We start from the raw sequence: 15,883 nt of genomic DNA on the forward strand, positions 1-15,883 counted from the left end.
TTTTATGCAAATTTACATCACCTTTGGCCTCTATTTAGCGATCATTTTAGGTATTGGGTTATACGCCTATCGCTCCACTCAAAATTTTGATGATTACATTTTGGGTGGACGAAAAATGGGAAGTTTCGTGACTGCTATGTCTGCCGGCGCTTCTGATATGTCCGGCTGGTTATTAATGGGCTTACCCGGCGCGATTTTCTTATCCGGTCTTACCGAAGCATGGATTGCCGTCGGCTTAACCATCGGTGCCTATTTGAACTATCGTGTTGTGGCAGGACGTTTGCGAATTTTCACCGAGAAATATAGCAACGCATTAACCTTGCCGGAATTTTTTGCACAACGTTTTCCACGCCAGAAAAAAGCGTTAAAGATCATTTCTTCAGGCATTATTCTCTTCTTCTTTACCATTTACTGCGCCTCAGGCGTGGTTGCAGGGGCGAAGTTATTCCAAAGCTTCTTAGGGTTGGAATATTCCACCGCACTTTGGTTAGGGGCATTAGCGACCATTACCTATACCTTTATCGGTGGCTATTTGGCGGTTTCATGGAGCGATACCATCCAAGCGTCATTAATGATTTTTGCTCTAATTTTTGCACCGATCATGGTGTTATTAAATATCAGCTGGGATGAAATTACGATGTCTTTGGAAGCCAAATCAGCAGCCACCGGCATCCCTTACAGCAACTGGTTACACAATGTTTCCGGCATTGGTGTTATTTCTGCGTTGGCTTGGGGCTTGGGCTATTTCGGACAACCACACATTCTTGCCCGTTTCATGGCGGCGGATTCCGTAGCATCTCTAGACAAAGCCCGTCGAATCGGGATCTCGTGGATGTTCCTCTGCCTTGGCGGTGCTGTTGCCGTAGGGTATTTCGGATTAGCTTATTTCACCACCAAAAATCTTGAATTAAGCAATGCAGAAGCAGTTTTCATCGAATTAAGCAAAGCGATGTTTAATCCTTGGATTGTCGGCATAGTCTTATCCGCTATCTTAGCGGCGGTGATGAGTACCTTATCCGCCCAATTATTAATGTGTTCCGCGGCAATTACGGAAGATTTCTATAAAGGCTTCTTCCGTAAAGAGGCCTCAAGTCTTGAATTGGTCTGGGTCGGTCGCCTAATGGTATTGTTAATCTCAGTGGTTGCCATCGCTATCGCACAAGATCCGAATTCCAAAGTGATGGGCTTGGTTTCTTATGCGTGGGCAGGTTTTGGTGCTGCATTCGGTCCGGTGGTGATTCTTTCTTTGTTCAACCGCAATATCAGTTCTAAAGCTGCGCTATGGGGAATGTTATCGGGTGCCATCACGGTGGTTGCTTGGAGTCCATTAATGAAATATTTAGGTTGGGAAGATTTATCTCACCTCTATGAAATCATTCCGGGCTTCTTGGTATGTTCTTTCATCACGATTACGTCCTCCGTGTTCGCACCGGTTCACCCTAAAGTGATGGAACAATTCGATGAAGCTTTAGTTGAATTTGAAGCAAGACGCTAAAAGTGCGGTCGTTTTCTCTTGAGATTCGCCTCGATTCGCACTAGACTACGACCCTATTTTTCAAACCTATTTTTTCAATTATGCGTGTTGCCGATTTTAATTTTGATTTACCTGATGAGCTGATTGCCCGTTATCCGAAACCGGAGCGGACAGCCAGCCGTTTATTACAACTAAATGGTGAAAACGGGGAAATTTTTCACCGCACTTTTGCCGATGTGTTAGATTTAATTCAGCCTGGCGATTTGGTGGTGTTTAATAATACCCGAGTAATTCCTGCTCGGATGTTCGGGCGAAAAACTAGCGGCGGAAAGCTTGAAGTGTTAGTTGAGCGTGTACTGAGTGAATCGCGTTTTTTAGCCCACGTACGTTCATCCAAAGCACCGAAAGCGGGGGCTGAATTGATTTTAGGTGAAGACAAACTGGGCGAAGGCAATGGTGTGAAAGCAATAATGCTTGGTCGCCAAGATAGCTTGTTTGAGATCGAAATAGCCGAAAAACAGACCGCACTTTTTGATGTGTTGCAGCAAATTGGGCATATGCCGTTGCCACCGTATATTGATCGACCTGATGAGGAAGCAGATCAGGAACGTTACCAAACCGTCTATAACAAAGTGCCGGGGGCAGTGGCGGCACCGACGGCGGGCTTGCATTTTGATGATGAACTCTTGGAGAAATTAAAAGAGAAAGGTGTAAATTTTGCTTTCGTTACCTTGCACGTGGGCGCGGGAACATTCCAACCGGTTCGAGTGGAAAACATTGAAGATCACGTTATGCACGCAGAATATGTGGAAGTGCCACAGTCGGTTTGTGATGCTATTCTCGCCACCAAACAAGCCGGCAAACGGGTCATTGCGGTCGGCACGACATCAGTTCGCTCGATTGAAAGCGCAGCATTAGCCGCAGAAGAAAAACAAAGTGCGGTGTTAATTGAACCTTATTTTTCCGACACATCCATTTTTATTTATCCGGGCAAAACATTCCGATTGGTGGATTGTTTAATCACCAACTTCCATTTGCCGGAAAGTACATTGATTATGTTGGTTTCTGCTTTCGCAGGCTTTAGCCACACCATGAATGCTTATAAAAGTGCGGTAGAAAATCGCTATCGTTTTTTCAGTTATGGTGATGCGATGTTTATTAACAAGAATCCGAATGTGAAGGGATTAGAATAAAAAAATAAGGTGGGTTAAATGCCCACCTTATTTTTTACTGTTAGGACTAAACCCAACCTTTCTTTCTGAACTCTTTTAATACGTTTACAAAATATTGCATTTCTTCCGGCGTACCCAAAGTCAAACGACTCCAGCTTTGAATTGGTAAAAATTCACGCCCTACAAGAATACCATTTGCTTTCATACGTTCTTGATAAGTTTTTATATCACCTTTAATTTCATGAAAAACAAAGTTGCCATTAGAGGGCACAAATTTTAATCCTAACTCATTCAACGCATTTTGCACAATTTGGCGGGATGCGGCATTACTTTGTAAGCTTAACTGTGCAAAGGTTTGATCTTGCAAGGAAGCAGTAGCAGCAACGGCACCGGCAACATTGGTATTGTCTATGGACATAAATTTCTCCACATCCAACACCACGTCAGGATCTGCCAACATATAACCGACGCGATAACCGGCTAGCGCATAAAATTTGGAAAACGTACGGGTTACCGCAACATTTTTAAATCCTTGCTTTACTAAACTAATACCACTTTCAAAGGCCGGATTTTGCACAAATTCAGCGTAAGCCTCATCCAATAAAAAGAAATAATTTTCCGCTGATTTTTTAATCCATGGGAATAACGCTTTTGCCGACGTAATGGCTGAAGTCGGATTATTGGGATTACATAAATAAAAAATGTTAAGGCCGCTAAATTGCTCGGCGGTTTCCTGCAACTTGGCCAAATCAAATGAAAAGTCAGCGGTTAATGGCACTTTGGCTACCGGGACATTGAGAAATCTAGCATACAATTCGGTATAGTCGAAGGTCGGTTCCGGTACGATTAACTGTACTGCTTGCTTCGCCTGTCTGGCTTTATGAACCAACCATTGCACTATGGCTTGAATATTTTCCGAAGATCCATTCCCCAAAGAGATAAAATGATCTTGCACATCATACTTTTTGGCCAGTTGAGTAATTAATTCGGCACGTTGGTCATCGGGATAGCGAGAACCGACAGCTAAACTATTAATAATAGCTTGTTTGGCTTTCTCTGCCATACCTAAAGAATTTTCGTTAAAATTCAAATATAAGGTTTCATCGGTCTTGTTTTTACGCTTCTTTTCTGCCATTAATGATGGCGTAACCGACATCCCTACCAATGCCAAACTGCTTAACTTCAGTAGATCTCTACGTTGCATACACTTCCTTTAAATAACATTTGCTTTCAAATACATAATCAAATCTTCGACACAATAAAAGAAAAAAAATTGCAACAAATTTCAGAAAGAATAAAAAAGTGGGAAATTTGACTTATTTTAGAGCAAGTCATAAAATAAAAAGACAAGGATTTACTGATCTAAATTAACAAAAATAATGGGGGGACCATTATTAATATAATCCCTCTCTGCTCAAAGAGCAGAGCAAAAAACCATAGCATGAAGCCTGTGTATTTAAACAGGCTTTTTTATTGAACAAAAATCTTCGAACTGTTTATTCGTTGAGGAAATGAAATGAAGTATGAATTAGATAAAACCAGTGGTAACGCCCGTCGTGGTCGCTTGGTATTTGAACGTCCACAAGGCACCTTTACGGTTGAAACACCGGCGTTTATGCCGGTGGGCACTTATGGCACGGTAAAAGGCATGACACCGGAAGAAGTGCGCGCCACCGGCGCAGAAATTCTCCTTGGTAACACCTTCCATTTATGGCTTCGTCCGGGGCAAGAAGTGATGCGTAAACACGGCGATTTGCATGACTTTATGCAATGGCATCGTCCGATTCTCACCGATTCCGGCGGTTTCCAAGTGTTCAGTTTAGGTAAGTTGCGAAAAATTACCGAAGAAGGTGTAAAATTCCAAAACCCAATCAATGGCGAACGCATTTTTTTATCTCCGGAAAAATCCATGGAAATCCAATATGATTTAGGTTCCGACATTGTGATGATTTTCGATGAATGCACGCCCTACCCAGCAACCTTCGACTATGCAAAAAAATCCATGGAAATGTCTTTACGTTGGGCACAACGTAGCCGCAACCGTTTTGATGAATTAGGTAACAAAAACGCACTATTTGGTATTATCCAAGGTGGTACATTTGAAGAATTACGCAAAGTCTCCTTGGAAGGCTTGGTGAACATTGGCTTTGACGGCTATGCCGTGGGCGGTTTAGCCGTGGGCGAACCGAAAGAAGATATGCACCGCATTTTAGAATACATTTGCCCGCAAATCCCCGCCGATAAACCACGTTATTTAATGGGCGTAGGTAAACCGGAAGATTTAGTGGAAGGCGTACGCCGCGGTATCGATATGTTCGACTGTGTCATGCCGACCCGTAATGCACGTAACGGTCATTTATTCGTCACCGACGGAATCGTGAAAATCCGCAACGCCAAATACAAAGACGACACTGGTCCATTGGATCCACACTGTGATTGCTACACCTGTAAGCATTACACCAAAGCCTATTTGTATCATTTGGATAAATGTGGTGAAATCCTCGGTGCGCGCCTAAACACCATTCATAATTTACGTTATTACCAACGTTTAATGGCGGAAATTCGCCAAGCGATTGAAGAAGATCGCTTCGATGATTTCGTAGTGGAGTTTTATGCGAGAATCGGCAAGCCTGTTCCGTCGCTACAACTTGCAGAAACAGAAAAATAATCGGTTAAAAGTGCGGTGGAAAATTTAACTGTTTTTTCAACCGCACTTTTTGTTTAAGATTAATTTTCTAACTAGGAACCTCAAAGTGCTAAATTCTAAAATAACAAAATTTATAGTCGCTACACTCCTGTTTTCTAGTGTTGGATTTATAATATGGCAATGTTCAATACTTCGCTCCCCTGTCAGAGAGACCGTTGAGGAATTCATTTGGAAAAGTAAATACTGGATAGGCAAGGCACAAATGTACTTCAAAAATACCAAAAAACAAGAGGAGTATACTGGACCTTCTGAAATAAGTTTTAAAGACCATACAAATAAAACTGTATTTATCCAAAAAAATAACCTTTCGTATTCAAAACCAAATCAAAGATTCTCGTGTGATGGTCGTCAATACTGCTCCGAAATGAACTCTTGTGCAGAAGCCCGCTATTTTCTTCGCAATTGTCCGAATACAAAAATGGATGGAGATAACGACGGCAAACCTTGTGAAGATAGATGCGGACACTAATAACTATTTAATTATTGGAGAAAATATATGATTGAGTTATCCCCTCAACAATTTGCCACATGGAATGAACCCATTGAAATGCTGTATGCCTGCCATAGCAAAGTGAAACGTTTTTGTCGGCAACTGACTATTTTGCCCGATTATTTGGCAAAACACGGTTGTAATCAGGCAGTGAAAAATGACGTTCAACAAATTCTGAATTACTTCAATCAGTCTGCCCCATTGCACCATGATGACGAGGAAAAAGATTTTTTCCCGCTCTTGGTGAAACATGTGCCGGAAGCGCAAAAAGACATTGATGAGTTGGAAAGACAGCACGTGTCCTTGCATGATAACTGGGCGAAACTCTCCGAACAGTTAACAGACTTGCTAAAAGGCGAACGGGATAATGTCGATATTGCATTAATCAATAATGTGGTATCGGGCTACGATAAACATATTGCCTTGGAAGAACCGTTGTTTGAGCTTGGTAAAAAACACTTATCCGAGCAGGAACTGAACTCAATCGGAAAAATTATGTCGAATCGTCGTCATGTGCAACGATAGATGTTATTGAGAAAATCATGGAATATCAACTTGATACCCGTCATTATCGTTGCCCGTTACCTTTGCTGATGACGAAAAAAGCGTTAGTAAATTTAACGGCAAATGACGAGTTGACCGTGTTACTCTCAACAGAAAGTACCATTGAGGAATTTCGCTTATTATGTGAAAAATCGCATTGTACTTTTGAAGCGGATGAGCAAAATCGCCAACTCAAAATACGTAAGATCTGCAAATAGTCGCTGATGTTACATAATATTTTGTTATCCATAAGGATTTCTATGAAACATACTCTAAAAGCCACGTTATTGGCGGCCATTCTTGGTTTAACTTCAACTACCGTATTTGCACAAAGATCCCTTCCTGCGGATATTTACAAACCAAACAATGCTAAATTGGTAAAAGCGGAGTATCAAGGACGCGGTGAATATGAAGTGAAATATTACTTGCAAGGCGATGATGTACGTCCGCTTGCCAAGCGTGTCATCGAACATGCCCAAAGCCGTGGATTCCGTATAGTAGAGTCTGAAATTAGACGCGATGATACGGATTTAAAATTTAGACGGGGAAACCGAGAATTAGATGTTTCTATCGAACTGAAAAGCAGAGGCCGAATTGAGTATAAAGCCGACTTAGATTTCGATAGAGACTAGTGAGAAGACCGCCAAAGTGCGGTCTTTTTTCGTTTTATTTTTTCACATTTAGGCGGATTTATGGTATTTTACTCGGCGATTTTTATCAGGTTATGGACGCCATATGTGCGTCTTTATATTTTGTCATTAACTAAAAGGAAATTTGAATGGAAGCGCAACAAGGCAGCCCAATGTCAATGTTATTTATTTTCATCATCTTCGGATTGATTTTCTATTTCATGATTTATCGTCCGCAAGCAAAAAGAAATAAAGAACATAAAAAATTGATGTCCGAATTAACCAAAGGCACCGAAGTACTCACTGCCGGCGGTATCATCGGTAAAATCACCAAAGTGCCGGAAAAAGGCGATGTTATCGTTATCGCATTAAACGATAAAACCGAAATTACCATTAACCGTAATTACATTGCAGCCGTATTACCAAAAGGCACAATCGAAACTCTTTAATCTATTCCTCAAGGGAACAGGAAATCTATGTTAAATCGTTACCCTTTATGGAAGAATCTAATGGTGATCTTTTTGGTCGCCATTGGTATTTTATACGCTCTTCCAAATCTTTACGGTGAAGACCCTGCCGTACAAATTTCAGGAACTCGTGGCCAGGAAGCCAATTCCGGCGTTTTAAGCGAAGTTCAAACTGTTCTAAAAGACAATAATCTGGCAACCAAATCCATCGTGTTGGAAAACGGATCTATTCTTGTGCGTTTTAACAACACTGATGCGCAATTACTCGCCAAAGATAAAATCACTGAAAAATTAGGCACAAATTATTCTGTCGCCTTAAACCTTGCACCGGCAACACCGGCATGGTTAAGCAGCATTGGCGGCAACCCGATGAAATGGGGCTTGGATTTGCGCGGTGGCGTGCGTTTCTTAATGGAAGTGGATATGAATTCTGCTTTAAGCAAACGCCAGGAACAATTACAAGACGCCTTACGCACAGAATTGCGTAAAGAAAAATATCAGTACACAGCCATCAAATCGGCAGAAAATTTTGGTACAACCATTACGCTAGCCCGTCCTGAACAACTTTCCGATGTGCAACGTTATTTGCGTCGCCAACACCCAAATCTGGAAGTAAAAGCCATTTCCGACAATACATTATCCCTTGGTTTGTCTGAAGCGGCATTGAACGAATCCCGTGAAAGTGCTATTGAACAAAACTTAAGTATTTTGCGTAAACGCGTGGCGGAACTTGGCGTAGCAGAAGCCGTGATTCAGCGTCAAGGCGCAGAACGTATCGTGGTTGAGCTACCGGGTGTGCAAGACACCGCCCGCGCAAAAGAAATTCTTGGTGCGACGGCCACTCTTGAATTCCGTCTAGTCAACGGCAACGCAAACTTAGAAGCAGCCGCTCGCGGCATGGTCACTTCTGATTCCGAAGTAAAATATGACAGAAACAATCGTCCTATCGTGTTATATAAACGTGCGGTGTTAGGTGGTGAACACATTACTAACGCGAGTTCCGGCGTGGATCAAAATACGTCCAGACCGCAAGTTAGCGTGACGTTAGACAGCGAAGGTGGCGAAATCATGTCACAAACCACCCGTGCCAACATCCAAAAACCGATGGCCACGTTGTATGTTGAATACAAAGATAGCGGCAAAAAAGACGAAAATGGCAAAACCATTTTAGAAAAACACGAAGAAGTCATTAACGTCGCCACTATTCAAGGCCGTTTTGGTAGCCAATTCCAAATTACCGGTATTGACTCCCCTGCCGAAGCACAAAATCTTGCCGTGTTACTTCGTTCCGGTGCGTTAATTGCGCCGATTCAAATCGTGGAAGAACGTACAATCGGCCCGTCTCTTGGTGCGCAAAACGTAGAACAAGGCTTGCAAGCAAGTTTCTGGGGCTTAATGATCGTAGTAGCGTTTATGGTCATTTACTACCGTAAATTCGGTCTTATCGCCAATGTCGCCTTAATCGCCAACATCGTTTTATTGGTCGGCTTAATGTCCTTATTACCGGGCGCCACGCTTACCATGCCGGGAATTGCCGGTATCGTATTGGCGGTCGGGATGTCTGTGGATGCGAACGTGTTGATCTTTGAACGGATTAAAGAAGAAATACGTAACGGACGTCCGATTCAACAGGCCATTAACGAAGGTTATAGCGGTGCGTTCAGTTCCATCTTTGATGCTAACTTAACGACCATTTTAACCGCCGTAGCACTATACGCTGTAGGAACCGGTCCGATTAAAGGGTTTGCAATCACCTTATCTTTGGGTATTGCCATCTCAATGTTTACCGCAATCACCGGAACACGCGCAATCGTGAATTTCTTATACGGCGGCAAACGAATTGATAAATTATCAATTTAACGGTGAGGAACATATTGTGAATTTAGAAAACAGAAGTCAGCCAATTAAAGAAATTCAAGGCATTAAACTCCCTTTCCGTTTAGTGGAATTCATGAAATTCCGTATTTGGGGCTATCTTGCTTCCGTGGTTATTATCGTGGTGTCATTATTCTTTGTGTTTACCAAAGGGTTCAACTGGGGCTTGGATTTCACCGGTGGCGTGGTAGTGGATACGCATTTTTCCCAACCGGCAGATTTGGAAAAAATACGTACCACTCTTACCCAAAACGGCATCGAAAGCCCACTAGTGCAAACTACCGGTGGCGTACGTGATGTGATGATTCGCCTACCGGCAACAGAAGACGCCCAAATCGGCGATCATGTCAAAAAAATGTTGAGCACATTGGATAGCGATATTCAAATTCGTTCCATTGAATTTGTGGGGCCGAATGTAGGTGAAGAGTTGACCCAAGGTGCCATTTACGCCACCTTGGCAACGCTTATCATGTTGTTACTTTATGTAGGTATGCGTTTTGAATGGCGTTTAGCAACGGGCGGTGTGCTTTCTTTGGCTCACGACGTGATTGTGACGTTAGGCGCATTCTCTTACTTACAAATTGAAATGGATCTCACCTTCATCGCGGCAATTCTTTCCGTGGTGGGATATTCTTTAAACGATAGTATTGTGGTATTCGACCGAGTGCGTGAAAACTTCCGCAAGATCAGACGGGTTTCCGCTATCGACATTATTGATATTTCATTAACCCAAACCTTGTCCCGTACTATTATGACCTCGGTAACAACGTTAATTGTGGTCATCGCCCTCTATATTTTCGGCGGTCCGACCATTCATAACTTCTCCTTAGCGTTGCTCATCGGGATCGGTTTCGGTACCTACTCTTCCATCTTTATTGCGATTGCCATCGCTTATGACTTAGGTTTAAGCCGTGAACACATGGTGCAAGCCAAGGTGAATAAAGATGACATTGATGAAATGCCATAATTCAACCAATTTTCAATAAGGTCGCATATGCGGCCTTATTTTTTACCGATAAAACCTCTTTCAAAAAACATCGCAAAAATCTACCGCACTTTTGACCTATTTCAACATTTAATGAGAATTTTTCCCAATCGGGCAAATTGTGATCGTGCTCACGAAATGAATACTATATAATCATAAATAGTTAGTCTTTAATTTTTAAGCTTTAGGAGAAAGCATTATGAGTAATGTTGAAAACACCCTAAGCCCGGCTCAAGCTGAAGTGAATAAATTGGTTGAGAAAGGTTTGGTTGCCTTGGAGCAGTTCTGCCAACTAAATCAAGAGCAAGTCAATTACATCGTAGCAAAAGCGTCTGTTGCCGCCTTGGATCAACACGGCGTCTTGGCTATGCATGCTTATGAAGAAACCGGGCGCGGCGTTTTTGAAGATAAAGCCACTAAAAATTTGTTTGCGTGCGAATATGTAGTGAACAACATGAGGCATTTAAAAACCGTCGGTGTAATAAGTGAAGACGATGTTACGGGAATCACTGAAATTGCCGACCCTGTTGGCGTTATTTGTGGTATCACACCAACCACTAACCCGACATCCACCGCCATCTTCAAATCACTCATCGCACTCAAAACACGTAATCCTATCGTCTTTGCATTCCACCCTTCCGCACAACAATCTTCTGCACACGCTGCCAAAATCGTCTATGATGCGGCTGTCGCCGCCGGAGCACCGGAAAATTGTATTCAATGGATCGAAAAACCATCCATGGAAGGCACATCCGCTTTAATGAAACATCCTGGCATTGCTACTATTCTCGCCACCGGTGGGAACGCTATGGTGGAAGCTGCCTATTCCTGTGGTAAACCGGCATTGGGCGTAGGCGCCGGTAACGTGCCTGCCTATGTAGAAAAATCCGCTAATTTAAAACAGGCGGTACACGACATTGTCATGTCTAAATCCTTCGATAACGGCATGGTGTGCGCCTCCGAACAGGCCGCTATTGTTGATGAAGAAATCTATGACGATTTTGTGAAAGAAATGCTTTCTTACGGTGTTTATTTGATCAATAAGAAAGAAAAAGCGCTGTTGGAAGAATTCATGTTCGGTGTGAAAGCCAACAGTAAAAATTGCGCCGGTGCCAAACTGAATGCTAATGTGGTGGGTAAACCTGCCTCTTGGGTTGCCGAACAAGCAGGCTTTACAGTACCGCCTCGCACAAATATTTTATTGGTTGAATGTAAAGAAGTCGGCGAAAAAGAACCTCTTACCCGTGAAAAACTTTCTCCGGTGTTAGCATTATTAAAATCCACATCTCGTGAAGACGGTTTAACCAAAGCAGAGCAAATGGTGGAATTCCACGGTTTAGGTCACTCCGCAGCCATTCACACATCCGATGCTGAATTGGCTAGAGAATTCGGTAAACGGGTCAAAGCCATTCGCGTTATTTGGAATTCTCCATCCACTTTCGGCGGTATTGGTGATGTGTATAATGCCTTCCTACCATCCCTCACATTAGGTTGTGGTTCTTACGGTAAAAACTCCGTAGGCAACAACGTAAGTGCGGTCAATTTAATTAACATTAAACGAGTAGGTAGACGGAGAAACAATATGCAATGGTTTAAAGTGCCGTCAAAAATCTATTTTGAACGGGATTCAATTCAATATCTTCAATCTATGGGCGGCATGGAGCGTGTGGTTATCGTCACAGACCGAACCATGTTGGACTTAGGTTTTGTGGAAAAAATTGCCCACCAAATCACAGCTCGCGGCAATCATGTGACTTACCAATTATTTGCCGATGTGGAACCGGATCCGTCCATTGAAACCGTGCGTCGCGGTACGGAATTAATCCGTAGCTACAAACCGGATACCATCATCGCCTTAGGCGGCGGTTCGGCAATGGACGCGGCAAAAGTAATGTGGTTATTCTATGAACAACCGGAAGTGGATTTCCGCGACTTGGTACAAAAATTCATGGATATCCGTAAACGTGCTTTCAAATTCCCACAATTAGGTCGAAAAGCGAGATTTATCGGTATTCCGACTACATCCGGTACGGGTTCTGAAGTGACACCATTTGCGGTTATCACAGAGGGCAACAAAAAATACCCAATCGCCGACTACTCGCTCACCCCAACCGTTGCCATTGTGGATCCCGCATTAGTCATGACCGTACCGGCACACGTTGCTGCCGATACCGGCTTGGACGTTTTAACCCACGCCACCGAAGCCTATGTGTCCATTCTTGCCAATGACTTCACTGATGGTCTTGCCTTGCAAGCCATTAAACTGGTATTTGAATTCTTGGAAAAATCCGTGAACGAAAAAGATCCGGAAGCACGTGAAAGAATGCATAATGCCTCCACCATGGCGGGTATGGCGTTCGCCAATGCGTTCCTGGGTATGAATCACTCCCTTGCCCACAAAATCGGTGGTCAATTCCATACGCCACATGGACGTACGAATGCGATTTTAATGCCGCACGTCATTCGTTATAACGGCACTCGTCCGGAAAAAACTGCAACTTGGCCGAAATACAACTACTACAAAGCGGACGTGAAATACCAAGACATCGCCCGTATGCTCGGTTTGCCTTGCGCAACACCGGAAGAAGGCGTTCGTTCTTACGCGCAAGCCTGTTACGATTTAGCAGTACGTTGTGGTATTAAGATGTCCTTCAAAGAACAAGGCTTGGATGAAAAAGCTTGGATGGATGCACGCCATGATGTGGCACTCCTTGCCTTTGAAGATCAATGCTCCCCGGCAAACCCTCGCTTACCGATGGTAGAAGATATGCAAGTCATCCTGACTCGCGCTTATTATGGGTATGATCCAAAGGATTATTAATTCCTCATTATGCCTTAACAAAAAAGCCTAGAAATATTTCTAGGCTTTTCTTTTTCAACTAAAAGTGCGGTCAAAAAATCTAAAGGATTTTAAACATTGGCTTTTCCAACGGCTTCTAAGGGGCAAATAAATTGCTAAAGAATGATGAGGCAAATTTATCCTTTTTTGCGACGTTTTAAGGTGTCAAGCAACACGGCAACAACAATAATTCCGCCTTTAACAATTTGTTGCCAGTAGGGGTCAACACCAAGCATATTTAATCCTTTATTGGTCGTACCGATAATCAAAGCGCCAATAACACACATCGGAATGGTACCGAACCCACCACTCAAGGAAACCCCACCAATAACCGCGGCCGCAATGGCATCAAGCTCCCACGCCAAACCATAAGACGGGTTCCCCGCATATGTCCGAGATGCCAATAACGCGCCAGCTAAGCCTGATAGTGCGCCACCAAGAACATATACCCAAATTAATGTTCTATTGGTATTAATACCACAAATTTTAGCTGCGTTAAGGTTACCACCAACCGCATAAACATGACGGCCAAATGTAGAACGACTGAGTAGAATATGAGATGCAATCACAATTAAGATATACAACATTACTAGTCCAGGAAGCCCTAGAATATTCACATCAGCTATCCAAGTAAATGCTTCTGAGGACGCATCGATAGGACGACCATCAGAATAAAGTTGTGCTGCACCACGCGCAATGATCATCATTCCCAAGGTTGCAATAAATGGAGGAATACCTCCCAAGGCCGTAAGTCCGCCATTAATCAAACCTAATCCGGCACCGATTAAAATAGAAACAGCGAATGCAAGTAACGCGGCAGAAACGGTATCACCACCAGTAACGATCGAAGCTGAAACTACCGCAGTAAGCGCCACCACAGAACCCGATGACAAGTCGATACCGGTCGTGATAATGATGAATGTCACCCCAATCGCAATAATACCGAACATGGAGACTTGCTCTATAATACTCCACACGGTTCTCGCCGAAAAAAAGCCGTCAATTGAAACTGATAATCCCAAAAAGAGAAGAATTAAAATTAATACCATCCCATACGCATTGATAATTTTCTTCAATGTCACGTTTCCCATAGTAAACCTCTCATTTTTTTAATTAATAAACCGTTTGTGATGAATAAAAGCTAACCGGAAGCTAATTCAAGAACCCGTTCTTGTGTTAGCTCTGTATGAGGAATAATGCCCACTTGATGTCCTTCATGCATTACCATCACACGGTCACTCATTGATAAAAGCTCCAACATATCCGATGTAATCATAATGATGGTCTTACCTTGTTTTGATAACTCAACCATCAACTTATACAGCTCTGCCTTAGCCCCAACATCAATCCCTTTTGTCGGCTCATCCAAAATCAGAATATCGGGCTCTAACAATAGCCAACGTGCAAGCAATACCTTTTGCTGATTGCCTCCGGAAAGGTTATTTGTGATAACTTCCACATTTGGAGCTTTTATCTTGAGTTTTATTTTTTGTTCATTTGCGGTTTTTTGTGCTCTTGCGACAGATACCAGAAAGTTTTCTAAATAAGGCGACATCTCCGGCATAATCATATTGTCAGTAATGCTCAGATTTAAAAACAACCCTGTCAGTTTTCTATCTTCTGTCACAAAACCAATTTTATGTTTCATGGCATCTAACGGATTATTAATAATTGCTCTTTCGCCCTTAATATAAATTTCACCGCTATCCGCCGGTTTATAACCGAATAATCCTTCTACAATTTCTGAACGACCAGCGCCGACTAACCCTGCGATACCAAAGATTTCTCCTTTACGCACAGCCAAATTAATGTCTTTATATTTTCCTTCGCGAGTAAAATTTTTGATCTCCAAAATGATTTCATCTGATAACTCAAAGCGTTCACGCTGAAACATTTCTGACATATCACGACCAACCATCATAGAAATAAGTTGCTCTTTGGTTACCTCTTTGGTCGGTTTGGTATCCACATACTGACCATCACGAATTACGGTGATCTCATCCGATACACGAAAAACTTCATCTAACTTATGAGAAATAAAGATAATCGCAATGCCTCTTGCTTTTACCGTGTCAATAATGCGGTAAAGCTGCTCTACTTCATTTTCGGTCAAGGCGGTTGTCGGCTCGTCCATAATGATGATTTTCGCATCATTAGACACAGCCGTGGCAATAGCAACTAATTGCGCTTTCGCAACGGATACATCCGACATTTTTTCCGTCACATCCATCGGCACGCCAAGGTCTTTTAAAATCGCTGAGGCTTGCTCATCCATGGCCTTTTGATTAAGAAAAAATTTACCCTGGGTAATTTCACGGCCTAAATAAAAATTATCGGCAATGGTTAAATTAGCGGCGGGGGAAATTTCCTGCGGCACCATGGTTAAACCGCTACGAATGGCATCAATAGGACGGCTAGGCTTAAACGGCTTGTCATCTAAAATTAACTCACCGCCTTCATCAGGAATATAAATTCCATAAAGAACCTTCATCAACGTAGATTTTCCGGCGCCATTTTCACCCATTAAGGCATGAACACTTCCGCGTTTAACTCTAAGATTGATTCGATCCAGTGCTTTCACCCCCGGAAATGTTTTCGATACATTTCTCATTTCTAAAATATAGGGAGAATTTGAACTGTTGGTCATTTTTAACTCCTTAAATCGGTTAAGAACGAATACTGAAATAATCGTGATAAAGTGC

At 42.6% G+C, this 15,883-nt stretch carries 14 protein-coding genes; 11 read left to right on the forward strand and 3 right to left on the reverse strand.

The genetic code is table 11. The annotated features are described in order from the left end of the window. The first annotated feature begins 4 nt into the window (after positions 1–4). Positions 5–1,495 (forward strand): sodium/proline symporter PutP, encoded by a 1,491-nt coding sequence (gene putP / locus DK428_RS11010; RefSeq protein WP_109064472.1) that lies wholly within the window; start codon positions 5–7, stop codon positions 1,493–1,495. Between the two features lie 80 nt (positions 1,496–1,575). Further along, complete coding sequence (gene queA / locus DK428_RS11015) at positions 1,576–2,667, forward strand: tRNA preQ1(34) S-adenosylmethionine ribosyltransferase-isomerase QueA (protein ID WP_005701080.1); 1,092 nt, start codon at positions 1,576–1,578, stop codon at positions 2,665–2,667. Positions 2,668–2,713: 46 nt separating this feature from the next. On the opposite strand, the gene DK428_RS11020 is transcribed toward queA, so the two are convergent. Then, positions 2,714–3,850: a pyridoxal phosphate-dependent aminotransferase gene (locus tag DK428_RS11020; protein ID WP_109064471.1), complete on the reverse strand. Its 1,137-nt coding sequence runs from the start codon at positions 3,848–3,850 to the stop codon at positions 2,714–2,716. Positions 3,851–4,162: 312 nt separating this feature from the next. Between DK428_RS11020 and tgt the strand changes: the two genes are divergently transcribed. From tgt to adhE, 9 genes are all read left to right on the forward strand, one after another. Continuing rightward, entirely contained in the window at positions 4,163–5,314 is a 1,152-nt protein-coding gene (tgt, locus tag DK428_RS11025; RefSeq protein WP_109064470.1) for a tRNA guanosine(34) transglycosylase Tgt, read from the forward strand. An 85-nt stretch (positions 5,315–5,399) separates the two neighbouring features. Further along, positions 5,400–5,822 (forward strand): excalibur calcium-binding domain-containing protein, encoded by a 423-nt coding sequence (locus DK428_RS11730; protein WP_204352452.1) that lies wholly within the window; start codon positions 5,400–5,402, stop codon positions 5,820–5,822. Between the two features lie 27 nt (positions 5,823–5,849). Beyond that, positions 5,850–6,368: a hemerythrin domain-containing protein gene (locus tag DK428_RS11035; RefSeq protein ID WP_109064469.1), complete on the forward strand. Its 519-nt coding sequence runs from the start codon at positions 5,850–5,852 to the stop codon at positions 6,366–6,368. A 17-nt stretch (positions 6,369–6,385) separates the two neighbouring features. Beyond that, positions 6,386–6,604 carry a sulfurtransferase TusA family protein gene (locus tag DK428_RS11040; RefSeq protein WP_109064468.1) on the forward strand — a complete coding sequence of 73 codons (219 nt, stop codon included), beginning with the start codon at positions 6,386–6,388 and terminating at the stop codon, positions 6,602–6,604. 42 nt (positions 6,605–6,646) lie between these two features. Beyond that, a complete protein-coding gene (locus DK428_RS11045; RefSeq protein WP_109064467.1) occupies positions 6,647–7,018 on the forward strand; it encodes a hypothetical protein in 372 nt (123 codons plus the stop codon). A gap of 146 nt (positions 7,019–7,164) precedes the next feature. Then, complete coding sequence (gene yajC / locus DK428_RS11050) at positions 7,165–7,464, forward strand: preprotein translocase subunit YajC (RefSeq protein ID WP_005701087.1); 300 nt, start codon at positions 7,165–7,167, stop codon at positions 7,462–7,464. A 27-nt stretch (positions 7,465–7,491) separates the two neighbouring features. Then, entirely contained in the window at positions 7,492–9,342 is a 1,851-nt protein-coding gene (gene secD, locus DK428_RS11055) for a protein translocase subunit SecD (RefSeq protein ID WP_109064466.1), read from the forward strand. A 16-nt stretch (positions 9,343–9,358) separates the two neighbouring features. After that, positions 9,359–10,324: a protein translocase subunit SecF gene (gene secF / locus DK428_RS11060; RefSeq protein WP_109064494.1), complete on the forward strand. Its 966-nt coding sequence runs from the start codon at positions 9,359–9,361 to the stop codon at positions 10,322–10,324. Positions 10,325–10,541: 217 nt separating this feature from the next. Then, positions 10,542–13,163, forward strand: coding sequence for a bifunctional acetaldehyde-CoA/alcohol dehydrogenase (gene adhE, locus DK428_RS11065; protein WP_109064465.1), 2,622 nt, complete (start codon positions 10,542–10,544; stop codon positions 13,161–13,163). 155 nt (positions 13,164–13,318) lie between these two features. Here the strand turns inward: adhE and DK428_RS11075 are convergent, their stop codons facing one another. After that, complete coding sequence (locus DK428_RS11075) at positions 13,319–14,272, reverse strand: ABC transporter permease (protein ID WP_109064464.1); 954 nt, start codon at positions 14,270–14,272, stop codon at positions 13,319–13,321. Between the two features lie 50 nt (positions 14,273–14,322). Then, positions 14,323–15,828 carry a sugar ABC transporter ATP-binding protein gene (locus DK428_RS11080; protein ID WP_065295350.1) on the reverse strand — a complete coding sequence of 502 codons (1,506 nt, stop codon included), beginning with the start codon at positions 15,826–15,828 and terminating at the stop codon, positions 14,323–14,325. Positions 15,829–15,883 lie beyond the last annotated feature (55 nt).

The sequence above is a fragment of the Aggregatibacter kilianii genome (genome assembly GCF_003130255.1).
Taxonomy (GTDB): domain Bacteria; phylum Pseudomonadota; class Gammaproteobacteria; order Enterobacterales; family Pasteurellaceae; genus Aggregatibacter; species Aggregatibacter kilianii.